Annotated in this window: 24 protein-coding genes; 7 read left to right on the plus strand and 17 right to left on the minus strand. The window is 71.4% G+C overall.

What is annotated here, in order from left to right:
• Window positions 1-105: 105 nt before the first annotated feature.
• From ACW14X_RS14155 to ACW14X_RS14165, 3 genes are all read left to right on the plus strand, one after another.
• On the plus strand, window positions 106-3189 hold the full coding sequence (locus ACW14X_RS14155; protein ID WP_457165987.1) for an ATP-binding protein: 3084 nt from the start codon (window positions 106-108) through the stop codon (window positions 3187-3189).
• 58 nt (window positions 3190-3247) lie between these two features.
• Window positions 3248-4690 carry an MFS transporter gene (locus ACW14X_RS14160; RefSeq protein WP_350837614.1) on the plus strand — a complete coding sequence of 481 codons (1443 nt, stop codon included), beginning with the start codon at window positions 3248-3250 and terminating at the stop codon, window positions 4688-4690.
• 62 nt (window positions 4691-4752) lie between these two features.
• Window positions 4753-4974 (plus strand): heavy-metal-associated domain-containing protein, encoded by a 222-nt coding sequence (locus ACW14X_RS14165; RefSeq protein WP_350837616.1) that lies wholly within the window; start codon window positions 4753-4755, stop codon window positions 4972-4974.
• A gap of 48 nt (window positions 4975-5022) precedes the next feature.
• Here ACW14X_RS14165 and ACW14X_RS14170 read toward each other — a convergent pair whose 3' ends face one another.
• The 5 genes from ACW14X_RS14170 to exaC are packed head-to-tail and all read right to left on the minus strand — an operon-like array spanning window position 5023 to window position 9372.
• The gene (locus ACW14X_RS14170) at window positions 5023-5145 is read right to left on the minus strand and encodes a hypothetical protein (protein WP_457165988.1); all 123 of its coding nucleotides are present in this window, start codon (window positions 5143-5145) and stop codon (window positions 5023-5025) included.
• A 23-nt stretch (window positions 5146-5168) separates the two neighbouring features.
• Window positions 5169-5447 carry a hypothetical protein gene (locus ACW14X_RS14175; protein WP_457165989.1) on the minus strand — a complete coding sequence of 93 codons (279 nt, stop codon included), beginning with the start codon at window positions 5445-5447 and terminating at the stop codon, window positions 5169-5171.
• 1 nt (window position 5448) lies between these two features.
• The gene (acs, locus tag ACW14X_RS14180) at window positions 5449-7419 is read right to left on the minus strand and encodes an acetate--CoA ligase (RefSeq protein ID WP_457165990.1); all 1971 of its coding nucleotides are present in this window, start codon (window positions 7417-7419) and stop codon (window positions 5449-5451) included.
• 37 nt (window positions 7420-7456) lie between these two features.
• Window positions 7457-7849 (minus strand): DUF779 domain-containing protein, encoded by a 393-nt coding sequence (locus tag ACW14X_RS14185; RefSeq protein WP_457165991.1) that lies wholly within the window; start codon window positions 7847-7849, stop codon window positions 7457-7459.
• Window positions 7849-9372 (minus strand): acetaldehyde dehydrogenase ExaC, encoded by a 1524-nt coding sequence (exaC, locus tag ACW14X_RS14190; RefSeq protein ID WP_457165992.1) that lies wholly within the window; start codon window positions 9370-9372, stop codon window positions 7849-7851. The genes ACW14X_RS14185 and exaC overlap by 1 nt, the downstream gene beginning before the upstream one ends.
• Window positions 9373-9518: 146 nt before the next feature.
• Here exaC and ACW14X_RS14195 point away from each other — a divergent pair, with 146 nt between their 5' ends.
• The 4 genes from ACW14X_RS14195 to ACW14X_RS14210 are packed head-to-tail and all read left to right on the plus strand — an operon-like array spanning window position 9519 to window position 14087.
• Complete coding sequence (locus ACW14X_RS14195) at window positions 9519-10730, plus strand: GAF domain-containing protein (RefSeq protein WP_457165993.1); 1212 nt, start codon at window positions 9519-9521, stop codon at window positions 10728-10730.
• A gap of 1 nt (window position 10731) precedes the next feature.
• Complete coding sequence (locus ACW14X_RS14200; protein ID WP_160026048.1) at window positions 10732-11976, plus strand: iron-containing alcohol dehydrogenase; 1245 nt, start codon at window positions 10732-10734, stop codon at window positions 11974-11976.
• A gap of 10 nt (window positions 11977-11986) precedes the next feature.
• Complete coding sequence (locus ACW14X_RS14205; protein ID WP_457165994.1) at window positions 11987-13354, plus strand: MadS family sensor histidine kinase; 1368 nt, start codon at window positions 11987-11989, stop codon at window positions 13352-13354.
• 19 nt (window positions 13355-13373) lie between these two features.
• Entirely contained in the window at window positions 13374-14087 is a 714-nt protein-coding gene (locus ACW14X_RS14210; protein WP_350717447.1) for a MadR family response regulator transcription factor, read from the plus strand.
• A gap of 17 nt (window positions 14088-14104) precedes the next feature.
• On the opposite strand, the gene ACW14X_RS14215 is transcribed toward ACW14X_RS14210, so the two are convergent.
• The 12 genes from ACW14X_RS14215 to ACW14X_RS14270 form a co-directional block, all read right to left on the minus strand.
• A complete protein-coding gene (locus ACW14X_RS14215) occupies window positions 14105-14707 on the minus strand; it encodes an acetate uptake transporter (RefSeq protein WP_457165995.1) in 603 nt (200 codons plus the stop codon).
• 242 nt (window positions 14708-14949) lie between these two features.
• Window positions 14950-15870 carry a mycofactocin oligosaccharide methyltransferase MftM gene (mftM, locus tag ACW14X_RS14220; protein ID WP_457165996.1) on the minus strand — a complete coding sequence of 307 codons (921 nt, stop codon included), beginning with the start codon at window positions 15868-15870 and terminating at the stop codon, window positions 14950-14952.
• On the minus strand, window positions 15867-17387 hold the full coding sequence (locus ACW14X_RS14225) for a VWA domain-containing protein (protein ID WP_457165997.1): 1521 nt from the start codon (window positions 17385-17387) through the stop codon (window positions 15867-15869). Before ACW14X_RS14225 ends, mftM begins: the two co-directional genes overlap by 4 nt.
• A 19-nt stretch (window positions 17388-17406) precedes the next feature.
• Window positions 17407-18597 carry an AAA family ATPase gene (locus tag ACW14X_RS14230; protein ID WP_457165998.1) on the minus strand — a complete coding sequence of 397 codons (1191 nt, stop codon included), beginning with the start codon at window positions 18595-18597 and terminating at the stop codon, window positions 17407-17409.
• 97 nt (window positions 18598-18694) lie between these two features.
• On the minus strand, window positions 18695-19987 hold the full coding sequence (gene mdo, locus ACW14X_RS14235; protein WP_160026054.1) for an NDMA-dependent methanol dehydrogenase: 1293 nt from the start codon (window positions 19985-19987) through the stop codon (window positions 18695-18697).
• Window positions 19988-20089: 102 nt separating this feature from the next.
• Window positions 20090-21520 (minus strand): mycofactocin biosynthesis glycosyltransferase MftF, encoded by a 1431-nt coding sequence (gene mftF, locus ACW14X_RS14240; RefSeq protein WP_457165999.1) that lies wholly within the window; start codon window positions 21518-21520, stop codon window positions 20090-20092.
• Window positions 21517-22212, minus strand: coding sequence for a mycofactocin biosynthesis peptidyl-dipeptidase MftE (gene mftE / locus ACW14X_RS14245; RefSeq protein ID WP_350837636.1), 696 nt, complete (start codon window positions 22210-22212; stop codon window positions 21517-21519). The genes mftF and mftE overlap by 4 nt, the downstream gene beginning before the upstream one ends.
• Window positions 22196-23398, minus strand: a complete 1203-nt coding sequence (gene mftD / locus ACW14X_RS14250) for a pre-mycofactocin synthase MftD (protein ID WP_457166000.1) — start codon at window positions 23396-23398, stop codon at window positions 22196-22198. Before mftD ends, mftE begins: the two co-directional genes overlap by 17 nt.
• The gene (gene mftC / locus ACW14X_RS14255; RefSeq protein ID WP_201451170.1) at window positions 23395-24627 is read right to left on the minus strand and encodes a mycofactocin radical SAM maturase; all 1233 of its coding nucleotides are present in this window, start codon (window positions 24625-24627) and stop codon (window positions 23395-23397) included. Before mftC ends, mftD begins: the two co-directional genes overlap by 4 nt.
• Window positions 24624-24908 carry a mycofactocin biosynthesis chaperone MftB gene (mftB, locus tag ACW14X_RS14260; RefSeq protein WP_141802063.1) on the minus strand — a complete coding sequence of 95 codons (285 nt, stop codon included), beginning with the start codon at window positions 24906-24908 and terminating at the stop codon, window positions 24624-24626. Before mftB ends, mftC begins: the two co-directional genes overlap by 4 nt.
• A complete protein-coding gene (gene mftA / locus ACW14X_RS14265) occupies window positions 24908-25012 on the minus strand; it encodes a mycofactocin precursor MftA (RefSeq protein ID WP_008355686.1) in 105 nt (34 codons plus the stop codon). Before mftA ends, mftB begins: the two co-directional genes overlap by 1 nt.
• A 101-nt stretch (window positions 25013-25113) precedes the next feature.
• On the minus strand, window positions 25114-25917 hold the full coding sequence (locus ACW14X_RS14270) for an alpha/beta hydrolase (protein WP_457166001.1): 804 nt from the start codon (window positions 25915-25917) through the stop codon (window positions 25114-25116).
• Window position 25918: the final 1 nt, after the last annotated feature.

The raw sequence follows: 25918 nt of genomic DNA on the forward strand, positions 1-25918 counted from the left end.
TGCCAGAGGTTGCTCGGCCGATCTGTCCGCGGACTGTCCCGGGATTGTCGGGGCCCGGACAGATATCCGATCGGCGCCTGCGCCCGGTCTGACTACGATCTCGATGTGCTGCCGACCCCGACCTCGCGTGACATCCGGTTCGGGCTGCTCGGCCCCTTCGAAACCGCGGTCGACGGCGAGATCGTCAAGGTCCCCGGGTCGGCGGAGCGGGCCCTGCTCGCGGTACTGCTCCTGGCGCGCGGCCGGATCGTGCCCGCCTCCGCCCTGATCGACCGGCTGTGGGCCGACTCGTCGCTGCCCGCCGACCCGTTGAACGCCCTCCAGCTCCGGGTCTCCAAGCTGCGGCGGGTGTTCAAGACCGCCGGCCTCGACCTGGTTCAGCGCGACGGCGGTGGGTACCGGGCCGCGGTCGACCCGGTCACGATCGACGCCGAGGACTTCGAGCGCCGGATCCGCCGGGTCCGGGCGTCGGTCGCCGGCGGCGGAAGCCCGACCGAGACCGACCTCGACGCCTACGACGCGGCACTCGGACTCTGGCGCGGTGACGCGCTCGCCGACTTCGCCACCGAGCCCTGGGCGGTGCCCGAGTCCGTACGGCTCGAAGACCTCCGCCGGACGGCGTACGCCGAGCGTGCTCAGATCGCGCTGTCGCTGGGCCGGCATGCGGAGGTCGTCACCGATCTCGAGCCGCTGCTGCGTACCGACCCGACGCACGAGGCGATGGCCGGGCTGCTGATGGTCGCGCTCTACCGCGCCGGCCGGCAGGCCGACGCGCTCGAGGTGTTCACCCGCACCCGGACGACGCTGGACGCCGACCTCGGCCTGGAACCGTCGGCGTCACTCCGCTCGCTCCACGAGCGGGTGCTCCGGCAGGACCCGTCGCTCGGCACCTCCGGCGAGGTCACCCTGTCGACCCCCGCAACCGGTCCGCGCCGCCCCAGGTCCGGCCTCTCCAACCTGCCGACCGACCTGACCCCGCTCGTCGGGCGCGAGGAGCTGCTCACGTCGCTGAGTGAGCGGGTCGGTACATCCAGGCTCACCACCCTCGTCGGCCCCGGCGGATCCGGGAAGACCGTGCTCGGCCTGCAGACCGCGCAGCGGGTCGCCGACCGGTTCCCGGACGGCACCTTCCTCGTCCGGCTCGCCTCGATCCGCAGCCGGGAGCACATCGTGCCGGCCGTCGCCGCGGCCGTGGCGATGCCGCAGGACGGCTCGGCGATCGATCTCCAGGAGCGGCTGGCCGACTTCCTCGCCGACAAGCACCTGCTCCTCGTCATCGACAACTGCGAGCATCTCGTCGACCCGGTCGCGACCCTGGTCGAGCAGCTCCTGGCGCGCTGTCCCCGGCTCACCGTCATCGCCACCAGCCGCGAGCCCCTCGCCCTGCCGAGCGAGGTGCAGACCCTCGTCGGGCCGCTCCCGACGCCGCGCGAGGACGACGACGCCGAGGCGATCGCGGCGACCGCCTCCGTACAGCTGCTGATCCGCCGGATCGCGACGGTCCTGCCGGGGATCGAGGCCGACCAGGAGGCGTACGCCCCGCTCGGTCGCATCGCCCGCGCGCTCGACGGCATGCCGCTGGCACTCGAGCTGGCCGCGGCCCGGGCGGCCACGCTGTCCCCGAGCGACCTCGCCGATCGGCTCGACCAGCGGTTCACGCTCCTCACCTCGGGAGCGCGGACGGCGGAGGACCGCCAACGCACGCTCCGCGCGACCGTGGACTGGAGCTACGACCTGCTCGACGACCTCGAGAAGCGCGTCTTCGAAGGGCTCGCCGTGTTCCACGGCGGCTGGACCCTCACCGCTGCCGAGCAGATCCTCTCCGACGACGAGACCGACTCGAACCAGATCATCCATGCCGTCGGCAGGCTGGTCGAGCAGTCCCTGATCGTCGCCGAGCGCGGGCCGGTCACCCGCTATCGCATGCTCGAGACGCTGCGGGAGTACGCCGCCGACCGGCTGGCACAGACCGGCCGGAACGATGCTCTGGCCACCCGGCACGCGCACTACTTCGCCCAGGTCGCCGAGCGGTCGGCGCAGGCGATGCGCGGGCAGGGGGACGCCCGGGCCAGGCACCTCCTCGTCGACGAGCAGGCCAACGTACGCTCGGCCATCGCCTGGCTGGAGGGTCCGGCCGGCGACATCGACGCCGCGCTGCGTCTGGCCGGTCATCTGGGGCTCTTCTGGCATCAGGGCCGCCATCTCGAGGGCCGCCGGATCCTGCGTCGGCTCCTCGAGCAGGACCGCGGCTCGGCCGCGGCTCGGGCGGCTGCCCTCCAGGCGGTGGCGCTGGTCGAGCGTCCCCGGGCCTGCGTCGTCCACCCCCATCCGCGCTGCGCCGAGGCGGCCCGGGAGAGCCTCGCGATCTTCCTCGCTGACGGGGACGCCGACGGCGCCGCGGTCTCCCGGGTGCTGCTCGCCGTCGAAGGCGTCAACGGTACGGACCCGGAGGCCGCCGCGCTCCTGGACGACGCCGAGACGTGGTTCCGCGAGCAGGGGGACCGTTGGGGTCTCGCCGTCGCCGGCTTCGTCCGGCTCGAGACCGCGCTGAAGGCCAGGGACGAGCCGGCTGCGATACGCCTCGGACGGGCCACCGCGGCCGAGTTCGGTCACCTCGACGACCCGTGGGGTCAGAGCGCCGTCCTCTACCACCTCGGCTACGGGCTGCGGCACTTCGGACGCCTGCGGGAGTCGGCCCGGACGCTCGAGCAGGCCATCGACGTCGCGGCGTCCGCAGGCATCCACAACACCGTGCAGTGGGCCCTCGCCGACCTCGGGATCACCCACCTCGAGCTCGGGGACGAGGAGTCGGCCCGGGACGCCTTCCGTCGCGCCGAGCTCGCGTCCCGTCACGTCGGCGACCGCGCCGGTTCGGTCCTCGCCGCGTACGGACGGGGCCGGCTGGCCGAGCGCCAGCAGGACTGGTCGAGCGCCATCGCACTGTTGTCGAGCGCCATCCAGGGCTTCGAGACGCTGGAGACGCCCGCGATGACGGCGAAGGCCACGCTGGCCCTGGCCCGGTGCCACGAGCAGGTCTCCGAGCCGGAGGCGGCGGCGGAGCGCTACGACGAGGCCCGCGCGCTCGGCCTCGCCGCCGGCGAGACCGCCGTCGCCGCCAGGGCGGAGGAGGCGCTGGCTCGGCTGGCCGGCGGCCGCACAGACGGCGGCCGGACAGTCCAGGGACAGTGACCCGGGACAGGTTCTCTTTCACGCGGCCGGACGGCCGCCCTGACGAAAAGAGAGAACCATGTCTTCCACAGCATCCCCGGCGGCGGGTGCCAACAGCCGCCGCTGGCTCGCGCTCGGCCTCATCGCCGCCGCCCAGTTCATGGTCATCATGGACACCTCCATCATCGGAGTCGCACTCCCTGAGATACAGCGCGACCTCGGATTCGCCCCGCAGGACCTCAGCTGGGTGTTCAACGCCTATGTGGTGGCCTTCGGTGGCCTCCTCCTGCTGGGCGGCCGGCTCTCCGACCTGCTCGGCGCCCGACGGATCTTCGCCATCGGGTGGCTGGTCCTCGGAGTCGGCTCCCTCGTCGCCGGACTGGCTGACGGCGTCGCGGTCGAGATCGTCGGTCGCGCCGTCCAGGGCGCCGGATCCGCACTCATCGCACCGTCGGCACTGACGCTCCTGTTCATGACGTTCGGGGCGAACCCGAAGGAGCTGACGAAGGCGCTCGCGCTCTACGGCGCGGCCGCCCCGGCCGGCGGCACGGCCGGCGTGTTCCTCGGTGGCGTGCTCACCGAGTACCTGTCCTGGCCGTGGGTCTTCTTCATCAACGTGCCGATCGCCGTCGGCGTACTCCTCCTGACGCCCGCCGTGATGCCGGCGGGCCGGGCGCAGCGCGGCCGCATCGACGTTCTCGGCGCGCTCACCGTCACCCTGGGCCTCGCCGCGGTGGTGTTCGCCGTCGTACGCATCCCTGAGCAGGGTTGGGGGTCGCCCAGCACGCTCATCGCCGGTCTCGTCGGCATCGCCCTGCTCGCCGCCTTCGTGGCCCTGCAGGCCGGCTCGGCGGCACCGCTGATGCGCCTGGGGATCTTCCGGGCGCCGAACCTGGCCGCCGCCAACATCGCCCAGCTCCTGCTCGGCGCGGCCTGGATCCCGATGTTCTTCTTCATCAACCTCTACCTCCAGCAGGTTCTCGGGCTCGGTGCCTTCGAGTCCGGCGCCGCCCTGCTGCCCATGACGGTGACGATCATGCTCGGCATGGTCGCCATCGCCCCGCGACTGACCGCCGCGTACGGACCCAAGGCGATGACCGTCGGCGGCCTCGTCGCCCTCGGAATCGGCCTGGTCTGGCTCTCCCGGATCGACGCCGACGGCAGCTTCGCCGTCGACGTGCTCCCGGCCACGCTGGTCACCGCGGCGGGCATGGCGCTGGCGTTCATCCCGTCGCTGAGCACGGCGCTCGGCGCGGCCGCACCCGAGGAGGGCGGTCTCGCCGCCGGGATCGTCAACACCAGCTACCAGGTCGGCTCCGCGCTGGGGCTGGCGGCGATGACCGTCGTCGCCTCCGCGTACGGCTCCGACCAGGTCGGCGACCTGGCCGCCATGACCGACGGCTTCTCAGCCGGCTTCCTCGGCGCGGCCGGCATCGCCCTCGCCGGTGCGGTCGTCACCGGGATCGGCTGGAAGCCGGTCCGCACCGCGACCGCCGCCGAGTCGGTTCCCGCCGGCCGCTAGCAGTCCGCCCCTCTTCGTGGCCCCGGATCCGTCCGGGGCCACGACGGCACCAGGAGACCGCCATGCAGACCATTCAGCTGTACGTCGAGGGCATGCGCTGCCCTCAATGCGTCCGTGAGGCCACGGCTCGGCTCCGGGACCTCCCCGGGATCGCCACCCTCACCGCTGACCGCGGCACCGGCCGCATCACCGTCACCGGAGACGTCGCCGCCACCGACCTGCTCTCCGCCCTCGCGGGCAGCAGCTTCACGGCCGAGGTGCGTTCCGTGACGCCTGTGCGTTGAGCCGTCGTCGGTCCGGCAGGACCCGAACGATACGTGCCTCGGTCGCATTCAGCGCAGCAGCTGCGCCAGCACCTGCAGCCAGCGCGGGCCTGGCAGCACGCCCTCGCGAGTGTGCAGTCCGAGCTCGTGGAACGCCCCGGGGCACGTACAGGTGTGGATCACGGTCTTCATTGATCGTCCTCTTCTCGGTGGGGTCACTTGGTGCTCAGTGAGCCTGACACGGTGCGGGTCGGGCGTGCTGCGACCGAGCAGGAGGCGCACCACCGGCGGATGTCCTCGGAGCGCAGGTGCCAGAACGCGTGCCACCCCTGGGTCGGCACACCGCAGAGGGTCACGGACGTGCCGATCCGCTTGAGGTGCGCCTCGCCCCACGGGCCTGGATCCCTGGTCCCCGCCGGCTGGCGGTGCCTGGCCACGACGATCCAGCTGTGCCCGATCGTCCTGGGGTCGACGCCTGTGGCGGGCGCGGCCATCTCATCCCTCCGCGGCTTCGACGACGTCGGCGTCGCGGTTTGCGATCAGAGCCATGACGCTCGGATCGCTGAGCGTGGTGGTGTCGCCCACGTCTCGGCCCTCGGCGACATCGCGCAGGAGGCGGCGCATGATCTTCCCGGACCGCGTCTTGGGCAGCTCCGGGACGATCGTGATCTGCCGCGGCTTGGCGATGGCCCCGATCTCTCGGGCCACATGGTTGCGTAGCTCCTGGATCAGCGCCTCGCCGGTGTTGCCGTCCCCGGAGCGCAGGATCACGTAGGCGACGACGGCCTGGCCGGTGGTCTCGTCGGCGGCGCCGACGACGGCTGCTTCGGCGATCCGCGGGTGGGAGACCAGGGCGGACTCGATCTCGCTCGTCGAGAGACGGTGGCCGGACACGTTCATCACGTCGTCGACGCGGCCCAGGATCCAGATGTCGCCGTCCTCGTCCTTCTTGGCCCCGTCGCCGGCGAAGTAGTAGCCGAGGTCGGCGAAGCGAGTCCAGTACGTCTCGACGAAGCGGTCGTCGTCCTGCCACAGCGTGCGCAGCATGGCGGGCCACGGCTTGGTCAGAACCAGGTAGCCGCTCGACCCGTTCGGCACCGAGCGACCCTCCTCGTCGACCACGTCGGCGCCGATACCGGGCAGCGGCCGCATCGCCGAGCCGGGCTTGCCGGCGGTGACGCCTGGGAGGGGGCTGATCATCATCTGACCGGTCTCGGTCTGCCACCAGGTGTCGACGACGGGGCAGCGGTCGCCGCCGATGACCGTGCGGTACCAGAGGTACGCCTCGGGGTTGATCGGCTCGCCGACCGATCCGAGAAGCCGCAGCGAGGTGAGGTCGTACCTGTCCGGGATCTCACGTCCCCACTTCATGAACGTCCGGACCGCCGTCGGGGCGGTGTAGAAGAGGGTCACGCCGTACCGCTCGATGATCTCCCACCAGCGACCCCGGTGCGGACTGTCCGGAGTGCCCTCGTAGAGCACCTGGGTGACGCCGTTGGCGAGCGGCCCGTAGACGATGTAGCTGTGGCCGGTGACCCAGCCGATGTCGGCGGTGCACCAGTAGACGTCCGTGTCCGGCTTGAGGTCGAACACGGCGTGGTGCGTGTAGGCCGCGCCGGTCAGGTAGCCACCCGTGGTGTGCAGGATGCCCTTGGGCTTCCCGGTCGTGCCCGAGGAGTACATGACGTACAGCGGGTGCTCCGCGTCGAACGCCTCCGGCGTGTGCTCGGGCGAAGCGCTGTCGACGACGTCGTGCCACCACAGGTCGGTGGCGTCGTCGAACGGCACGTACTCCCCGGTGCGGCGCACGACGAGGACGTGCTCGACCGGGCTCTGGCCGCCCAGCCGCGCCAAGGCGGCATCGACGGCCGGCTTCAGCGCCGACGGAGCCCCGCGACGGTAGCCGCCGTCGGAGGTGATCACCAGCTTGGCCCGGCAGTCCTCGATCCGCGAGGCGAGGGCCTCGGCCGAGAACCCGCCGAAGACCACGGTGTGGGTGGCCCCGATGCGGGCACAGGCCAGCATCGCCACGATGGCCTCGGGGATCATCGGCAGGTAGATCGCGACCAGGTCGCCACTGACCACGCCGAGGTCGGTCAGCGCGTTGGCGGCTCGGGACACCTCGTCCTTGAGGTCGGCGTAGGTGATGTCTCGGGTGTCACCGGGCTCGCCGACGAAGTGGAAGGCGACCTTGTCGCCGCGACCGGACTCGACGTGCCGGTCGATGCAGTTGTACGCCGCGTTGAGCTTCCCGTCCGCGAACCACCGCGCGTGGGGTGCGTCGGACCAGTCCAGCACCTCGGTGAACGGCTCGGCCCAGGTCAGCCGCTCGGCCTGCTCGGCCCAGAACGCCTCGACGTCGGACTCGGCCCGGGCGTACGCCTCCTCGGTGACATTGGCGGCGGCGGCCAGGTCGGCCGGAGGATCGAAGCGGATCGGTGTGCTGGAGATGGTCAGGTCGGTCATGGCGTCGTGCTTTCTCGGGAGGGCGGGAGGGGAGGCGCTAGCCGAGCAGGGCGGCCTCGTCGTCGGTGAACAGTCGCGACCGGATCAGGAACCGCACGCCCTCGGGCGCCTCCAGGGAGAACCCGGCGCCGCGTCCGGGGACGACGTCGATGGTGAGGTGGGTGTGCGACCAGTACTCGAACTGCGAGCGCGACATCCAGACCGGCACCTGAGAGTCGAGACCGATGTCCAGGTCGCCCAGGTGGATGTCGGCGTCGCCGAGCATGAAGTCGCCGCTCGGGTAGCACATCGGGGCGGAGCCGTCGCAGCATCCACCGGACTGGTGGAACATGACCGGCCCGTGGATACCGACGAGGCGGCGGAGAAGGTCCGCCGCCCCGTCGGTCACGGCGACCCGCGCCGGAAGGGAGGAGGCGTGGGTCGCGCTCATCAGAAGAACCCGAGGGCGTCGGGGCTGTAGCTGACGAGCAGGTTCTTGGTCTGCTGGTAGTGGTCCAGCATCATCTTGTGGGTCTCGCGACCGATGCCGGACTGCTTGTAGCCGCCGAAGGCCGCGTGGGCCGGGTAGGCGTGGTAGCAGTTCGTCCAGACCCGGCCGGCCTTGATCTCCTTGCCGGCCCGGAACGCCTGCGACCCGTCACGCGACCAGACGCCGGCGCCGAGGCCGTACAGGGTGTCGTTGGCGACCTTGAGCGCGTCGGCCTCGTCGTCGAAGCCGGTCAGCGATACGACCGGGCCGAAGATCTCCTCCTGGAAGATCCGCATCGAGTTGTCACCCTCGAAGACGGTCGGCTGTACGTAGTAGCCCTCGGCGAGGTCGCCCTCGAGGATGGTCCGCTCGCCACCGGTGAGGACCTTGGCGCCCTCGTCCTTGCCGATCTCGATGTAGGACAGGATCTTCTCGAGCTGGTCGTTGCTGGCCTGGGCGCCGATCATCGTGGTGTCGTCGAGCGGGTTGCCCTGCTTGATCTTCTCGACCCGGGCGATGGCGTCGCCGACGAAGTCGGAGTAGATCGAGCGCTGGACGAGCGCACGCGACGGGCAGGTGCAGACCTCGCCCTGGTTGAGGGCGAACATCGTGAAGCCCTCGAGCGCCTTGTCGTAGAAGGCGTCCTTCTCCGCGGCGACGGAGTCGAAGAAGATGTTCGGGCTCTTGCCGCCGAGCTCCAGGGTCACCGGGATGATGTTCTGGCTGGCGTACTGCATGATCAGGCGGCCGGTGGTGGTCTCGCCGGTGAAGGCGACCTTGGCGACGCGCGGCGAGGAGGCCAGCGGCTTGCCGGCCTCGACGCCGAAGCCGTTGACGACGTTGAGCACTCCGACGGGCAGCAGGTCGCCGACCAGCTCGACGAGCTTGAGGATCGACCAGGGGGTCTGCTCGGCCGGCTTCAGGACGACGCAGTTGCCCGCGGCGAGCGCCGGGGCGAGCTTCCAGACCGCCATCAGGATCGGGAAGTTCCACGGGATGATCTGGCCGACGACGCCCAGCGGCTCGTGGAAGTGGTACGCCACGGTGTTCTCGTCGATCTCGCCGATGGTGCCCTCCTGGGCGCGCAGCACACCGGCGAAGTAGCGGAAGTGGTCGATGGCGAGCGGGATGTCGGCGGCCAGCGTCTCGCGGACCGGCTTGCCGTTCTCCCAGGTCTCGGCGACGGCGATCGCGGTGAGGTTCTCCTCCATCACGTCGGCGATCTTGAGCAGGATGTTGGCCCGCTCCGTCGTCGAGGTCTTCCCCCACGACGGAGCGGCAGCGTGTGCGGCGTCCAGGGCGGCCTCGATGTCCTCGGCCGTGCCCCGGGCGATCTCGGTGAAGGGCTTGCCGTTCACGGGCGAGATGTTCTCGAAGTAGGCACCCTTGACCGGGTCGACCCAGGCACCACCGATGTAGTGGCCGTAGCGGCCTTGGACGGTGACCAGCGAGTCGGGCTGGCCGGGAGCTGTGTATACGGTCATCGGGAATTCTCCTCAGGCAAAGTCAGGCATTGGGGCGTGATCGTGGTCACAGACGCTAGGAACGCTGAGGTTGCAGCAACGTTGCGCGACCGATGCAACGTGAATGCAACCTTCAAATGTGACCCTCATCACTTGAGGAGGTCCGGATGAACGACACGAAGCAGAGCCCCTCCATGCGTGCAGCCGTGGCGGACTCGTGGCACCGATCCGCTGCCGCCGGGGTGACCGCGGACGACACGTCCGCGCCGATCACCCTGCCCGAGGACCAGCTCCGGGACATCCGCGCGGCCCATCCGCTGGCCCGCGTGTTTCCGCTCCTCGACGACGTGCTCGGGCAGGCGGCGCGCGACTGCGACGCGATCATGGCCGTCTCGGACGAGGCCGGTCAGCTGCTCTGGGTGTGCGGTGCCCCGACGGCGCTCCGCCGCGCGGAGCGGATCGGCTTCGTCGAGGGGAGCAACTGGGACGAACGCCTGGCCGGCACGAACGCGCCCGGGCTCGCGCTCCGGCTCGACCGGCCGACCAGCGTCGTCGCCGCCGAGCACTTCCGGCGCTCGGTGCAGCAGTGGAGCTGCGCCGCCACCCCGATCCACGACCCGGGCGACTCGCGCCTGCTCGGCGTCCTCGACATCACCGGCGGCGACTCCATCGTCGTACCCCAGACGATGGCGATGGTGCGCGCCGCCGCGAGGCTCGCGGAGTCCGAGCTCGCCCGCGAGCAGCTGCTGCCGAGGCCGCCCGAGACCCGGCCGGGCTGGGCGCGCATCGCCGTGGAGACCCTGGGCCGCCAGGACCTGCTGCTGTCGATCGACGACGGCCGCGGACATCGCGCGCAGCTGCGGCTCTCCCCACGCCACAGCGAGATCTTCCTGCTCCTCGCCAGCGCCCCGCGCGGCCTCTCGGGCGACGAGCTCGCGGTCCTCCTGTACGAGGACGACGGCGGCTCCTCGACGCTCCGCGCCGAGCTGAACCGGCTGCGCAACCTGCTCGGGGAGGAGTTCCTCGCCTCGCGGCCCTACCGGCTCACGACCGAGGTGACCGGGGACTGGCTGGGCGTCGAGGCACGGCTCGCGGTGGGCGACGTCGCCGGCGCGCTCCGCTGCTATCGCGGCCCGATCCTGCCGCGTTCGGTCGCGCCGGGCGTCGTCCGGCTCCGCGAGACGCTGGCACAGCAGCTGCGCGCGGCGGTGCTGCAGTCGGGCCAGCCCGACCTGGTCTCGACGTGGACCCGGTCGGCGTGGGGCGCCGACGACTACGAGATGTGGCTCCGGCTCCGGACCCTGCTGCCCTCCGGCTCGCCGTTGCTGGCCCTCGCCGACGGTCAGATCGCCCGCCTGGACCGCGAGGTCGGTCTCTGAGATGACCGCTGGAATGGCGCCGACGACGGCGGTGATGGCACGCAGCTGGGAGGTGGCTCCTCGGCAGGAGCAGGTCCCGCCGGCCGCTGCCCCGCTCGACCAGGTGGTGAAGTTCCAGGCTCCCGAGGTGGTCTTCGGGCACAACTCGCTCGAGGAAGCGGGCTACGCCGCTGCCCGGCTCGGGGCCCGACGACCGTTCGTCGTCAGCGATCCCGGCATCGTCGAGGCCGGCTGGGTCGACGAGCTGCTCCGGCTGCTCCGGGCCGAAGGGCTCGTCCCGGTGCTGTGGACCGAGGTCACGCCGAACCCCAAGGACCATGAGGTACGCCGCGCCTACGAGAGGTACGTCGAGGCCGAGGCCGACGTCATCGTGGCCATCGGCGGCGGCTCCTGCATGGATGCCGCCAAGGGCGTCGCGGTGCTCTCGGGCAACGGCGGCGACATCCTCGACTACGCCGGGATCGACCAGATCGCCCGGCCGATCCCGCCGATGCTGATGATCCCGAGCACCTCGGGGACCGGCGCCGACGTCTCCCAGTTCTGCATCGTCACCGACACCGACCGCCGGGTGAAGATCACGATCATGGGTCGCGCCCTGGTGCCCGACGTCTCGATCACCGACCCCCGCCTGCTGACCACGATGCCGGAGGCGCTCAACGCCGCGACCGGCCTGGACGCACTGACCCATGGCATCGAGTCGTACGTCTCGCTGGCGCACAACCCGCTGGCCGACGGGCACGCGATGAGCTCGGTCGCGCTCGTCTGCCGGCACCTGCGCTCGACCGTCACCGACCCGACCTCGATGGAGCATCGCGCGATGATGGCGCAGGCGAGCCTGCAGGCGGGCCTGGCCTTCACCAACGCGATCCTCGGCGCGACCCACGCGATGAGCCACCAGGTCGGCGGGCTGCTCGACGCTCCGCACGGTGTGGTCAACGGGGTCCTGCTCCCGCACGTGATCCGCTACAACGCACGCTCGGTCCCCGAGCGGTTCGTCGGCCTCGCCCGGGCCGCCGGACTGCCGGTCGACGGTGTCCCGGGGTACGTCGCGGCCGAGATGCTCGCCGACCACGTGCGGCGCCTGGCCGACGACGTCGGCGTGCCCCGGGGCCTGAGAGACCTCGGGGTGACCGACACCGATCTCGACACCCTGTCGGTGACCACCCTCGACGACGCCTGCCTGACGACGAACCCCCGCCCGGCGAGCCGCGCCGAGATCCACGCGCTCTTCCGAGAAGCCCTGTGAGGGCGATCCAGTGAGCGCTCCCGACCTGGCAGCACTGACCGGCGTACGTTCCGGCAAGCGCTCCTACTACCGCGCCTTCCTGCGCTCCGACGAGCGCATGCAGCAGGCCGTACGTGCCATGGACTCGATCTCGCGTGCGCTGGTTCGCACGGTCGAGGGTCCCCGGGCGCTCCTGGAGGAGGTGGCCCGGGCGGCCGCGGTGCACCTCGCCGCGGAGTGGACGATCCTGGCGCTGGCCGACGGCCACCTGACGGGAGCCCGGCCGAGATTCATCGTCGTCGACCACGACGGCCGGGTGGTCGGCGACGAGGAGGAGCTCCCCGGAGTCGTACGTCGCGAGCTCGGCGCGATCCGGGCCGGACATGCGACCGGGGCGCCCGGGCCGGCTCGCTGGGTGCGGGTGCCGATGACGCTGGAGAGCGTCATGATCGGCAGCCTGGTCGGTCTCCACGGGCTCGCCGACGACCCGGAGCCCGGGGACCTGTCGGTGCTGCGGATCCTGGCCAACGAGGCCGCGGTGGCGCTGCACACCTCCGAGCAGTACCAGGCCGGGCTCGCCCAGCACCGCCGCGCCCAGCGGCTCTACGACGAGGTCGGTGCCCGGGAGCGGGACCTCGAGCAGCGCACCCGTGAGCTGCGTCAGGCCGAGGAGCGGCTGCTGGTGGCACGCCAGCGCGAGCTGGTCGACCACGAGCGCCACCGCATCGCGCGGGAGCTCCACGACAGCGTCACCCAGTTCGTGCTCTCGGCGGGGATGTCGGTCGAGATCGCCCGGGGCGAGACGGAGGAGCTGGGACCGGCCGGCGAGCGGATCACCGAGCTCCTCGGCACCGCCAAACAGCTCACCCAGGACGCCGTCGAACAGCTCCGCCGGGCGATCTACGCCCTGCACCAGCCGCATCGCGACACGGTGTCTTCCCTTCCCGAGCTGCTGCACGAGGTCGCCGAGCACCACCGTCCCCACCTGGACGTGTCGGTGCGGGTGGAGGGCGAGGTGTGCCCGATGCCCGCGGAGGCCAAGCACGACATCGCCCGCGCGGTCGGCGAGGCGCTCTTCAACGTGGCGATCCACGCCGAGGCCAGCCAGGCGGTGCTGCGGCTCCGCTACCGCAAGCACGAGCTCTACGTCGGGGTCGCCGACGACGGCCGTGGGGATCCTGGCCTGCTCGCCCGGAAGCTGCGGCTCGAGCGCGGCGCCTCGATCGACGGCAGGCACCGTGGCCTGGCCAACATCGAAACCCGGATCAGCGAGCTCGGCGGCACCGTCGCGTTCCGGCGCTCGCACCTCGGCGGCGTACGAGTGGAGCTCCGGGTGCCGCTGCCGGTCGTGGACCGCGGCCGAGGAACGATCTGCGGGCTCATCGAGGACCCGCAGTAGCTGCTTCGAGGAGGAACCCATGAACACGCTCAGCCCACCCCTGGCGGCACCGGCCCAGGCCGCGGCCCAGACCGGAGCCCAGACCGGGGCCACGGCAGGCATCGACGTACTGCTGGTCGATGATCACGCGATCGTCCGCCAGGGTCTGCGCTCGATCCTCGAGCGCGAGCCCGGTCTCCGGGTCGTCGCGGAGGCGGCGACGGCGGCCGAGGCGCTGGCCCGGGTCAACAGCGCTCGCCCGGACATCGTGCTCCTCGACCTGAAGCTCTCCTCGTCCTCGGACGCCGAGGGCCTCGAGCTCTGCGCCGCGCTGACCCAGCGGCACCCGGAGGCGCTGATCCTCGTGCTGACGACGTTCCTCGACGAGCAGCTGGTGATGCAGGCGATCCGCGCCGGCGCCCGCGGCTATGTCGTCAAGGACGTCGACACCACCGGGCTGGTCCGCGCCATCCGGGACGTCGCGAGCGGCGGGAGCGCCTTCGACGCGCGCTCCGCGGCGGCGATGATCCGTGGCGTGAACATGCCGGTGACCAGCGACGACTCCGAGCTCACCGCCCGCGAGCTGGAGGTGCTGGAGCTGCTCGCGCACGGGTTGTCGAACCGTGCCATCGGCCACCGGCTCTACATCTCCGACACCACCGCCAAGTTCCACGTGGGCAACATCCTGCGGAAGCTGGGCGTCAGCCGCCGGGCCGAGGCGGTGTACGAGGCGTCCAAGCTCGGCCTCCTCTGACCCGGCGGCCGGAGACGTCACGGCACCGGCAGGACGGTGCGGTCCCAGGTCGTGTTCACGATGATCGCGGCGGAGGCGTAGAGCGCCACCAGGGCGTCCAGGATCAGCACGTAGCCGGCCGTCCGGCCGAGAGCGGCGCTGCCGAGGAACGACCCGAAGGCCGCCAGGTAGAAGACCCCGGCCAGGAGCACGAAGATCACGATCGTGGTGGTGTTGGTGCGGAGCGCGGCGAGCAGCATGTAGGTCGTGAACACCGCCCAGGCCAGCAGGAACATCCCGGTGATCGCGGCCCCGCCCGCGGTCACCATCGGGCCGTAGAACTGCACGAGCAGGGCGTAGGAGAGCCAGAACCCGGCGTACGCGGTGAACACCAGGGCCGGGAACGTCTCGCCCCGCCGGAAGTGGACCAGGCCGGCCACGAGCTCGGTCGCGAAGCCCAGGGCCAGCGCGAGGGGCAGGACAGCGGGCAGGGCGGCCGCGTCCACGATCCCCGACATCACGGTGGCCAGGACGAGCGCCGAGATCCCGAAGCTGGCCAGTCCGAGCGGGAACGGGTCGCCCCACGTCGTCGGTGCGGTGCCTGGGATGGTCTCTACTGCGTCGATGGATGTGTTCGTCATCGGTTCCTCCAAGGGTTCAACCGTCGTCCGGCTGGGCCACGGTTCTCACAAAGTAGTGACGTACGACACACCAACGGACCCGCCGAGCGGGCGGTAGCGCACCTGCCCGCGGGTAGCCCTCCGGCGCGGTTGCGTGCGGCCGACGGACAGGTCGGACCGGGCCCTGACCAGGCCTGACGCGGCGCCGTGAGGACGACGGCTCGTCCGCGTCGCCGACGGACAGGTCGCCACCGGAGAGGCGATCAGCGGTCGGTGTCGATGACGAGCCAGCCACCGTGGTGTTCGACGACCCGGTGCGGGTGTCCCGAGGCCGCACCCCAGGTGGCGAGGTCGTCCAGCGACACGGTCCGAACGTGGCCCCAGGTCTCGTCGGGCTCGTCCTCGAGGGGTACGGCGATCACCACCCGGCGTCGCGCCACCCGGATCGCCTCCGCGACCGCCCGGTCGCCGAGACCCGGCTCGATGTGCTCGAGGAGGTGGATCAGCAGCACGTTGTCGGCGGCCCGGTCCGACCACGGCAGCCGGGTGGCGTCGGCGGCTCGCGTCGCCAGCGGCACTCCCAGCCCGGCCGCCGCGGCGCTGAGCAGCGTCACGGTGCCGGCCGAGAGGTCGGAGGCGGTCACGTCCCGTCCCGCGGAGGCCAGCCGCAGCGAGAGGAACCCGAAGCAGCAGCCGACCTCGAGGACCGAGCCGGGCGCCAGCTGCTGCTCGACGAAGCGGTAGACGGGGGCGTACTCGGCGACGGTTCCGTGAGCCGGGGCGGCGGGACCGGGCCGGTGCAGCGCCTGCTCCACGCGGCGCAGCGTGTTGCGGTAGAACGCCGCCCACGCCTGCTCCGGATTCTGAGCGCTGCTGACCACGACCCCGGTGAAGAGCCGCTCGAAGAGGTCGGGACCGCGCAGCCAACCGGGCTGAAACAGCTCCTCGGCCAGCAGACCCGAGAGGTCGTCGTCGATCTGGTCCGTACGCAGGCAGTGGATCAGATGGACCTGGTGGCCCTCACGGTGCACGTCGAAGTGGCGGGTGCGGATCGTCCCGAGATGACGCCGCGGGCGCGGCCCCTGCCAGGCCCGGACGCTGACGAGCTCGTCGCGGTACGCCCCGGCCTCGGGGCCGGGTCGCAGCGCGTCGATCACGTCCAGCTCGCCGGGCGGCGTGGTCATCGGCCGACCGACATCGTCTGAGTGACGTTGTCGAGGCCGCGCAGATTGCGGACGACCTGGACCTTGTCGCACCACTCGGCGTACTCCGGCAGGTCACAGCCCCCGAGCGCCCAGGAGTAGCGCGGCTCGGGGGTGAGCCAGATCGTCGACCGGGCGCGCCGGGTGAGCTCCTCGAAGGCGGCGAAGCCCGGATCCTTGCCGTTGCCGCGGCCGTCGCCGAGGATCACCAGCGTGGTCCGCCGGTTCACGGCCGAGCCGAACTGCTCGAGGAACTGCTCGAACGAGGCGCCGTAGTTCGAGTCCGCGTCCACGTCGAGCACCCCGCCGGCAGGCAGGCCCGCCAGCACCAGGGACAGCGCGTCCTCGATCCGGTGCTCGGCGAACAGGTCGGTGATCTCGACCAGGTCCTTCACGAACGCGAACGACCGGACGGAGGTGGCCACCGACTGCAGGCTGTGCAGCAGGTGCAGCGTGAAGCGGGCGGTGGAGCGTACGGACAGGGAGACGTCGCAGAGGACGAGCAGCCGTGGCCGGTCGTGCGCCTTGGCGACGGTGACCGGGCGGAACGGCACCCCGTCGTACTTCATGTTGGTGCGCATCGTCCGCCGGCCGTCGACGATGCCACGGGCGGCGACCGTACGCCGCGGGCGGGGCGCTCCGTGGAGCTTCCTGAGCAGCCTCCGCAGCGACTCCTCCAGTGCGGCCCGGTCGTGCTCGGCCACGGTCTCGGCCTGCGCCGCCTGGATCTCCCGCGACTCGATCTCCCGCTCCATGCTCATCAGCCGCTCGAGGTGGTCGCGGATCCGCTCGGGCAGCGAGGCCAGCCACGGGGAGAGCGCCTTGCGGAGCTCCGCCAGGACATCGTCGTCGTCGATGCCGCTGTCGGGTTCGCGCTCCTCGAGCCAGCTCAGCAGGGCGATTTCCTCCTGCACTGACAGCTCGGTGTCGAGCTGCATCCCGCCGTCCCGGATCAGCTCGCCCGGGTTGCCCGGGTTGTGCATCCGGCTGGTCGAGAGCTGGACCCGCGCTGCCTCCCCGGGGCTCGACTTGGGGTCGTTGGAGAGGACGATCTCGTCGGTGAGCGCGGCGATGTCGATCTTGTTCGCCTCCTGGTGAAGGTTGTAGCGCTGCGCCATGTCCTCGGGCTTGAAGTACTCCTTGATGTCGTCCGGCTTGCCGTGGCTGTGCCCGTCCTCGGGCACCTCGCCCGGCTCCTCGGAGAGCGTGAAGTCGGTGAGATCGCCGTCGTCGGAGAGGTCGTCGTGGCTGTGCCCGTGCTCGTCCGCGTCCTCGACGACCGGGCGCAGCCCGAAGAACCGGTCGAAGACCAGATCGAAGGTGTCCAGGTCGCGACGGTCCTTGACCAGGCTCGCGGTCAGCGCGGCGTGGAGCAGGTGGCGCTGCTCGAGCACCCCGGGCTGGGCGACCGCGTGCATCGCGTCGATCACCTCGGCGGTGCTCACGCGCACGCCGTAGAGCCGGAGCAGCCGGATGAAGCGGTGGAGTGCGGTCTCCATGTCGGGCCCCGATCCCGGCTCAGACCGGGCGCTTGCGGGCCGACGGGAACGCCCGGCTGCCCTGGCTGGTGGACACCGAAGGTGCCGTACGCGGCCCGGCGCCGCCGGCTCCGCCGTAGTAGCCGGCGTTGTGCCGGCCGGGCTGGTCCTTCGCCTTCCGCTCGGCGCGGCCGTCGACGTCGTCATCGCTCGGGCCGTCGGCCGGGGCGTGGGAGTGCCCGTGACCATGGCCATGCCCGTGGCCGTGGCCGTGCAGGTGGTCGGGGACCGCGGCGTTCGGGTCGACCAGCCGCGGCAGCGCCTCCATCACCCGCTTGAGGTCGCGCTCGTACTTCACGACCACGTTGAGGGTCGTCGAGAGCACATCGGCGGTGAGCTCCTCGACGCCGAGCACCGCCAGCGTCCGGGCCCAGTCGACGGTCTCGGAGATGCTGGGCGCCTTGCGCAGCTCCAGCTCGCGGATGCCCCGGACGATGTCGACGAGGCGCGCGGCGAGCGAGTCGGCGAGCCCGGTCTCCTTGGACCGGATGATCTCCAGCTCACGGGCCGCGTCGGGGTAGTCGAGGAAGAGATGCAGGCAGCGGCGCTTGAGCGCGGCGGAGAGGTCGCGGGTGTTGTTCGAGGTCAGGACGACGTACGGCATCGTCCTGGCGGTCACGGTGCCGATCTCGGGGATGGAGATCTGGAACTCCGCGAGCAGCTCGAGCAGCACCGCCTCGAGGGCCTCGTCGGCCCGGTCGACCTCGTCGATGAGGAGCACCACCGGGGTGTCGGAGTCGATCGCCTCGAGCAGCGGGCGCGCGGCCAGGAACCGCTGGGAGAAGAAGACCGAGTCCTGCTTGGCGATCCGCTCGACGGCCTCGTTGAGGTCGGCGGCGTCCTCGACGACCTGGCCGATCTTCTCGCGCAGGATCTGGGTGTAGAGCAGCTGCTTGCCGTAGTCCCACTCGTAGAGCGCCTTGGTCTCGTCCTGGCCCTCGTAGCACTGCAGCCGGATCAGGCGCCGGCCGGTCGCGGCGGCCAGGCTCTCGGCCAGCTGGGTCTTGCCGACGCCGGCCGGGCCCTCGAGCAGGACCGGCTTCTCCAGCCGGGTCTGCAGGAAGACCGTGGTGGCGAGCCGGTCGTCGGCGAGGTAGCCGCACGTCGCCAGCTGGGCGCGGGTGTTCTCGACGTCGGTGAAGCCCTGGATCGGTTCGGTGGTGGTCGACACGTGCACTCCTCGAGGTGGTGGATGGGGCGAGGTGGCGGGTCCGGCCGGTGGTCTCAGCGGGCCGGACCCACCACGCTCGCGGGATCAGGCGGGCCGATCAGCCGAGCAGGTCGTCCAGGTCGCCGTTGAGGCAGTGGTCGACCACCGGACGTACGGTCTCGAACGTGCACTCCTTGGCGTTGCCCGGCGTGCAGGCGTCACCCAGGACGTGGTTGGTGATCCGGTCGACGTCCGTGTCGTCGCCGACGATCTCCTTGGCGTTCTCGTAGTACGCGGTCGGCCCCTGGCCGAGCCGGTTCTTCGAGTACGTGTCCTGCTTGACGTCGACGAACCGCTCGGTGATGCCGACGTCGCGCAGCAGCCGGATGGCCGCGGCGAGTGCCGCGTCGGCGGCCTGCACGTCGGTCATCCCGTGGGTGTCGACGCCCATCGCGCGGGCGATGTCGGCGAACCGCTTGTAGTGCGTGGGCATGTTGAACGCCCACACCCGCGGCAGCGCGATCGCGTTGTTGAGGCCGTGGTGGGTGTCGTAGAACGCGCTGATCGCGTGGCTGATCGAGTGGATGATGCCGAGGCCGCCGGAGTTGAAGGCCTGAGCGGCGATGTACTGGGCGTACATCATCCCCTCGCGGCCGCCGAGGTCCTGGCCGTTCCAGACGGCCTGCCGCAGGTTCTCCGAGGTCAGCTTGATCGCGTGCAGCGCGTTGCCGAGCGAGGGCTGGAAGTTGATCCGGGAGACGTACGGCTCGCTGGCGTGGGCCAGGACGTCGAAACCGCACTGCGCGGTGTAGTCGACCGGGCAGTCGAAGTAGAGCACCGGGTCGTCGATCGCCAGGCTGGCCACCGAGGCGTCGTCGAAGGCGACGTACTTGTGCGGGTTGTCCGGGTCGGTGGTGGTGTCGGTGATGACGTACGCCCAGGACGTCTCGGACCCGGTGCCGGCCGTCGTCGAGACGGCGATGTGCGGCGGGTTCTTCGGGTTCTCGGACATGTTGAAGCCCTCGAACTCGTTGACGTTACGGCCGTCGTGGGCGACCGAGATGCGCGCACCCTTGCAGGCGTCGTGCGACGAGCCGCCGCCGATGGAGACGAACGAGTCGCACTCGTTCTCCTGGTAGAGCTTCACCGAGTCCATGACGTTGTAGTCCTTGGGGTTGGACTCGACCTTGTCGTACACGACGACCTCGAGGCCGTGGTACTTCATCGACTCGACGATCTTGGTGACGATGTCCGTGCCGCGCAGGCCTGACGTCATCACGAGGGTCTTGCGGAAGCCCATCTTCAGAGCCTCGGGCCCGATCATCTCGTGAGCGCCGGGGCCCATGAGGGCTCGAGGGAACGGGTGGAACTCCTTGATGGGGAAGGGCTTGAGTAGTTCGTCGACCTGCATGGCAAACCTCCGGTTGGTGTGTGACGCTCAGCACATTAGGTACGCCGGCAGAGCCGCGAACAGGCGAGGAACGGGAAACAGCCCGGCCCGGGAGGGGCCTACCTACCCGTTGGGAGAGGTGCCTCCCTGGCCGGTCTTCGGGCCGCTCTTCTGGCCGGTCTTCTGGCCGGGTCGGCGCGGCAGCAGACAGGTCACCGAACGTGCTCTGATCGCGCCGGCCCAGAGCCCGGCGCCGTACGCCATGTCGTCCAGCCGCCGGGCCAGCGGGCGGTATCTCGTGCCGGGGTTGTCGACCTGGGCGACGACCACGTCGACGAGCAGCGAGGCGGCAAGGGCGCGCCTCAGGAGCCTGCTGTGCGGGGCGAGGAGCGCGGTCAGCGGCCACCAGTGCCGCAGCAGCAGCGCGGCCTCCTGCCGGACCGTCCAGCCGAGACCCTGGGCGCAGAGCTGGACCGCGAGCCGGTCTCGTCCGGGGGTCTCCGGCAGCCGCCGTCGCAGCGAGAGCGTGCCGTAGGCGATCCCGACGGCGGCCACCGGGAGCGACCACCGGCGGCCCATCATCAGCGCGGCGGCCGTGGCCGCCATGCTCGCCGTCATCACCGCCGGCGCACCCTTGCGGCCGTGCCTGACGGCGAGGTCCGCGCCGCCGGTCCCGTAGAGGTACTTCCGGCCCAGCCAGCCGCGGATCGTGGTGCGGGTGTCGTGCCAGGCCACCTGGTCCGGGTCGTAGCGGACGACCTCGCCGGCCTCGACCAGCCGCCACACCAGGTCGACGTCCTCACCCACCCGCATCGACTCCTCGAAGCCCTGGCCGAGCCGGGACGTACGTCCGACGAGGCAGGCACTGGGCAGCCAGCCCACCGCGGCACCGGGGCGGACGACGCAGGCCCGGGTGCCGAGCGCGAGCGAGGAGTCGTCCTCGTCGAAGCGCTCGAACCACCGTGGTGTCCGGCTGCGGGCGCGGCTGCGGACCAGCGGTGCCACCAGCGCGACTCGGCTGTCGGCGAAGTGGCGGGAGAGCGCCAGGAGAGTGCTCGCCTCGACCGTGACGTCGGAGTCGACGAAGGCGACGTACGGGGTGCCGACGGCCCGCAGGCCGGCGTTGCGCGCGCCGGCCGGGCCGAGGTTCTCCGGCAGCCGGACGATGCGCGCCCCGTGGCGGCGGGCGACCTTCTCGACCGCGTCGGGATCGTGGGAGTCGTCGTCGACGACGATGCGCTCGAGACCGGCCAACGGGCCGAGAGCACGGTCGAGCTGGTCGGGGCGGTCGCGCACCGGGATCACGACGGTGAGCTCGGCCGGGTCCACCCCGTGGCCGCTGAGCACGGGATCGGCCAGGTTCCCGTCGACGAGCCTGGCCGCGAGCGCCTCCGTGGCCGCGTCGACCACCGTGACCTCGCCGGTCCGGAGGAGCGTCAGTGCGGCATCGGTGAGCCGGACGGCACGCAGCGGCGAACCCCCGACCAGCAGCCGCCGGTCGATGCGGCGTACGTCCTCCCGGACTCGGACCCGGAAGCCGGTCGGGAATCTCACCCCACTGCCACGCCGCCGGGAGCCAGCACGTCCATCGTGGTCTGCTCGATCATCAGGGTGAGCGCCTCAGCTCCCTGCGCCGCGGTGGCGCCGGTCGGGTCGCCGAGCACGCCGTTGGCGGAGACCGCCGCGACCCCGCCCGCCCGCATCGCCGGGAGGATCTCCGCGAGCGGCCGGGTGTCGCCGGGCTCGGCCAGGTCCATGCGTACGGCCTCGGGCCGCAGGTGCAGCATCAGGGACGTCTCGGTGCGGCCCGCGTGCAGGTCGAACTCCTCGGTGCGGCACGGCAGCCAGCACGCGGACTGCCGCTCGAAGGTGAGCTGGTTGACCGCGCTGGTCAGTGCGGCGGCGTTGCCACCGTGGCCGTTGACCAGCACCACCCGCTCGGCCCAGGTGCGGGCCGAACGGACGAGCTCGACGACGACCAGATGGAGCGCATCGCTCCCGATCGACACCGTGCCGGGGAACGACTGGTGCTCGCCGCTGGAGCCGATCGCGATCGGCGGCGCCACCCAGCTCTGGACACCCTGCTCCGCGAGCCGTTCGGCCACCCCCTGCGTGACCGCGGCCGCGATGGTGGTGTCGGTGTCGAACGGCAGATGCGGTCCGTGCTGCTCCAGCGATCCGACGGGCACCAGCAGGACCGTGCCCCTGCCCACCTCAGGCCAGGTGGCATCAGCCAGCGTGGACATGGAAGCCGTCCGGGACGATCAGGTGCTCCGGGCTCAGCTCGGCGACCGACCCGACCGCGAGCCCCCGCAGCGCCGAGTCGATGCCACCGCTGAGCACGTCGAGGACGTTCTCGACCCCGGCCTGGCCGTTGGCGGCCAGACCCCACAGGTACGCCCGGCCGATCAGCACCGCCTTCGCCCCGAGCGCGAGCGCCTTGACGACGTCGGAGCCGCGGCGTACGCCTCCGTCCATCACCACGTCGACCTGGTCCCCGACGCGGTCGGCGATCGGCTTGACCATCCTGATCGCGGCCGGGGTGCCGTCGAGGTTGTTCCCGCCGTGGTTGGACACCGAGATGCCCGCGACCCCGGCATCGACCGCGCGGAGCGCGTCGTCGACCCGGCACACGCCCTTCAGCACGAACGGCGTGCCGCTGATCTGGTGCCACTGCTCGCGCATCCAGACGACGTCGTCCCAGCTCGGCGGCGGAGTGGTCATCCACTCGTAGTAGGCGCCGAAGAACGTCGGCGCGCTGCCGCCCGGCGGGGCGAGGTTGGGCGCGGTGAGATCCGGGAAGGAGCCCGTACGCCCGAACTGCCACGCCCACCGGGGCCGGGCCGCCACCTGCGGCGCCAGCCGCAGCATCGTCCGCAGGTCGACCTTCTCCGGGATCTCGGGGCTGCCCCAGTCACGGCCGATCGAGAAGGACCAGTCGAGGGTGGCGATCAGGCCCTGGGCGCCGGCGGCGTGCGCCCGCTGCATGCGCTGGATCATCGTGTCGCGGTCGCCGGTCCAGTACATCTGGAAGAACGTCGTGGCACCGGTCGCCGCCACCTCCTCCACCGACCGCGAGGCGAAGTTGGACAGGCCCATGATGGTGCCGCGGGCCGCGGCGGCGCGGGCGACCGCGACCTCGCCGTCGGGATGCACGGCCTGGACGCCGGTCGGGCTGATCAGGACCGGCAGCGGGACGGAGTGGCCGAAGACGGTCGTGCCCAGGTCACGCTTGGCGTGCTGTCCGACGACGTGGGGCGCCCAGCCGAGCTCGGCGAAGGCGGCCTGGTTGTCGGTCATGCTCTGGCCGCGCTCGGAGCCGGCGACCAGCGCGCCGTAGACCGGCTTGGGCAGCCGGCGCCGGGCACGTTCCTGGGCCACCGCGACCGACTCGAACCACGGGTTCTTCTTCCAGGGGTTCACGAGCTTCATGACAGGTCACCTCCGGCGAGCGGGTCTTCGTTGCAGGCGGAGACGGGGCGCCGCCTGGTGGCACCGAGGTTGAGCAGCACCGGTGCGTTGCGGCTGGCCTGGCTGCGGGAGTGGTCCTGGCTCGCCTGCGGGACGAGCCGGTCGCCGGCGAGCGCCGTCTCGCCGTAGCCCTGGACGCACTCCGGGTCCGGGCCGTCCAACGGCAGCCCGGTGAAGAACTTGGCGGCCATGCAGCCGCCACGGCAGGCGTCGAAGTGCTGGCACTTCGTGCAGGCTCCGCCGGTCTGCGGCGAGCGGAGCTCCTGGAAGAGCGCGGAGGTCTGCCAGACCTCCTGGAAGCCGCCCTCACCGAGCAGGTTGCCGGCCAGGAACTGGTCGTGGATCGCGAACGGGCAGGCGTAGACGTCGCCGATCGGGTCGATCAGGCACACCACCCGCCCGGCGCCGCACAGGTTGAGCCCGGGGAGCGACTCGCCGTACGCGGCCAGGTGGAAGAAGGAGTCGCCGGTGAGGACGTCCTCGCCATGAGCCATCAGCCAGTCGTAGAGCTCGCGCTGCTGCTCAGGCAGCGGGTGCAGCTCGTCCCAGACGTCGGCGCCGCGGCCCGAGGGGCGCAGCCGGGTGAGGCGCAGGGTCGCGCCGTACTCGTCGGCGATGGCCTTGAAGTCGTCGAGCTGGCCGATGTTCTCCCGGGTGCAGACCACGGAGATCTTGGCGTCGGAGAAGCCTGCGTCGCGAAGGTTCCTCAACGCGAGCAGCGCGGTGTCGTACGAACCGGCTCCGCGGACCCGGTCGTTGACCTCCGCCGTCGCGCCGTCCAGGGAGATCTGTACGTCGACGTAGTCGGTCGAGGCCAGGAAGGCGGCGCGCTCGGGGGTGATCCGGAAGCCGTTGGTGGAGAACTTCACGCCGACCTGGTGGTCGACGGCGTACTCCACGAGCTCCCAGAAGTCGGGGCGGATCGTCGGCTCTCCGCCGCCGATGTTGACGTAGAAGATCTGCATACGCTGCAGCTCGTCGATGACCGCCTTGCACTGCTCGGTGCTGAGCTCGCGCGGGTCGCGCCGGCCCGAGCTCGACAGGCAATGGGCACACTCGAGGTTGCAGGCGTACGTCAGCTCCCAGGTCAGACAGATCGGGGCGTCGAGGCCGAACTCGAACTGCTCGACGAGGCTGCCGCCTGCGGGACGGCCCTGGGGAGTGATGGGGCGTTCTGGTGCGAGGGTCACACTGCCTCCTCATGGCGAGGGCGGATCATGTCGGTCTCGGCGAGGGCGCGGAGCGCCGCTGCGTACGCGTCGTGCTGCTCCGGTGGGATGCCGGCCGCGTCGAGCGCGCTGCCGAGACGGGGGTGCTGCTCGAGGAGCCGGACCACCTCGACCAGCTCCGGCCGCTTGAGGAAGGTCAGCTTCCGGTTGCCGAAGTGGTAGGCGAGGGCCCCGAAGGGCTCGGGACGCAGCGCCACCGAGGGCGAGAGTGTCCACGGCTCCTCGAGCATGCGATCGGGCATCAGTAGACGCCGCACATTCCGTCGATCGAGACCTCCTCGATGAGGTCCTCGGTGGCGACGTCGCTGGCGATGTCGACCGGGTTCGACTCGTTCTGGGGTTCCATCTGCTGCTCCTCTCACGGGGTGACCGTTCGCACGTTAATCACGGCGTGAGCGGAGCAACCTCCCCGATCGGAGAGTCTTGCGGGCAGGATCAGGGAGGCGATCAGCCCGTGGCGTACGCGAGGACCTGCTGACCGAGCGGCGTGAGCCGGCCCTCCTCGACCACCAGCTCCCAGCCGTGCCCCGCCTCGACGGGGACGAACTCCGAGGACGTCGCCTGCGCCAGCGCCTGGGCGGCGTCGGCCTCCTCGGCGCCGTCGGTGTCCTCGGCGATGGCGATCAGGCCCGGCGTGCTGATCGAGTCGGCGACCGAGGCCAGGTCGACGCCGGCCCAGCTCGACGGCCCCGACAGGTCGACCCAGCCGTCGACGTCCACGCCGGCGGCGACGGCCCGGACGGTCTGACTACCTCCCATCGAGGCGCCGACCAAGACGACCGGCGCGTCCGGCCACTGTTTCTCGACCTCGCTCAGCACGGCCTGCACCTGCGGCACCGGGTCGTCGGGATCCTTGATCCCGCAGTCGGCGGCGCCATAGCCGCAGAGGTCGAACGAGAGGCCGGCGACGCCTTGGAGCGCCGCCAGGATCGCGAAGTCTCCCCAGCCGCAGCGGTCCCCGTCGGTCTGGTGGAGCATCACCAGCACCGCCGACGGGTCCTGGCCGTCCGGCGGCGAGAAGCGGATGGCCGGCAGCTCGAGGTCCTTGCCGGCGACCTGCATCGGCTCCACCCCGGCGTCGGTCTTCGGCAGGAAGCAGCCGCCGAGCTCGCCCTCGATGTACGGCCCGTCGGTGGGCAGCACCGGACCCGACTCCTTCGCCTTCGCCGGGCCGGCGTCGTCGGCGCCGCAGCCCGCCAGCAACAGGCCGAGGATCACCGCCCCGGCCGCTACGCCCTTCATGCTCCGCATA

This window comes from Nocardioides sp. YJ-D4 (genome assembly GCF_054031495.1).

Coding starts and splice junctions, on each gene's coding strand:
- ACW14X_RS14160 (WP_350837614.1), top strand. CDS start 3,248: ATGTCTTCCACAGCATCCCCGGCGGCGGGTGCCAACAGCCGCCGCTGG.
- ACW14X_RS14165 (WP_350837616.1), top strand. CDS start 4,753: ATGCAGACCATTCAGCTGTACGTCGAGGGCATGCGCTGCCCTCAATGC.
- ACW14X_RS14170 (WP_457165988.1), bottom strand. CDS start 5,145: ATGAAGACCGTGATCCACACCTGTACGTGCCCCGGGGCGTTCCACGAG.
- ACW14X_RS14175 (WP_457165989.1), bottom strand. CDS start 5,447: ATGGCCGCGCCCGCCACAGGCGTCGACCCCAGGACGATCGGGCACAGC.
- acs (WP_457165990.1), bottom strand. CDS start 7,419: ATGACCGACCTGACCATCTCCAGCACACCGATCCGCTTCGATCCTCCG.
- ACW14X_RS14185 (WP_457165991.1), bottom strand. CDS start 7,849: ATGAGCGCGACCCACGCCTCCTCCCTTCCGGCGCGGGTCGCCGTGACC.
- exaC (WP_457165992.1), bottom strand. CDS start 9,372: ATGACCGTATACACAGCTCCCGGCCAGCCCGACTCGCTGGTCACCGTC.
- ACW14X_RS14195 (WP_457165993.1), top strand. CDS start 9,519: ATGAACGACACGAAGCAGAGCCCCTCCATGCGTGCAGCCGTGGCGGAC.
- ACW14X_RS14200 (WP_160026048.1), top strand. CDS start 10,732: ATGACCGCTGGAATGGCGCCGACGACGGCGGTGATGGCACGCAGCTGG.
- ACW14X_RS14210 (WP_350717447.1), top strand. CDS start 13,374: ATGAACACGCTCAGCCCACCCCTGGCGGCACCGGCCCAGGCCGCGGCC.
- ACW14X_RS14215 (WP_457165995.1), bottom strand. CDS start 14,707: ATGACGAACACATCCATCGACGCAGTAGAGACCATCCCAGGCACCGCA.
- mftM (WP_457165996.1), bottom strand. CDS start 15,870: ATGACCACGCCGCCCGGCGAGCTGGACGTGATCGACGCGCTGCGACCC.
- ACW14X_RS14225 (WP_457165997.1), bottom strand. CDS start 17,387: ATGGAGACCGCACTCCACCGCTTCATCCGGCTGCTCCGGCTCTACGGC.
- mdo (WP_160026054.1), bottom strand. CDS start 19,987: ATGCAGGTCGACGAACTACTCAAGCCCTTCCCCATCAAGGAGTTCCAC.
- mftE (WP_350837636.1), bottom strand. CDS start 22,212: ATGTCCACGCTGGCTGATGCCACCTGGCCTGAGGTGGGCAGGGGCACG.
- mftD (WP_457166000.1), bottom strand. CDS start 23,398: ATGAAGCTCGTGAACCCCTGGAAGAAGAACCCGTGGTTCGAGTCGGTC.
- mftB (WP_141802063.1), bottom strand. CDS start 24,908: ATGCCCGATCGCATGCTCGAGGAGCCGTGGACACTCTCGCCCTCGGTG.
- mftA (WP_008355686.1), bottom strand. CDS start 25,012: ATGGAACCCCAGAACGAGTCGAACCCGGTCGACATCGCCAGCGACGTC.
- ACW14X_RS14270 (WP_457166001.1), bottom strand. CDS start 25,917: ATGCGGAGCATGAAGGGCGTAGCGGCCGGGGCGGTGATCCTCGGCCTG.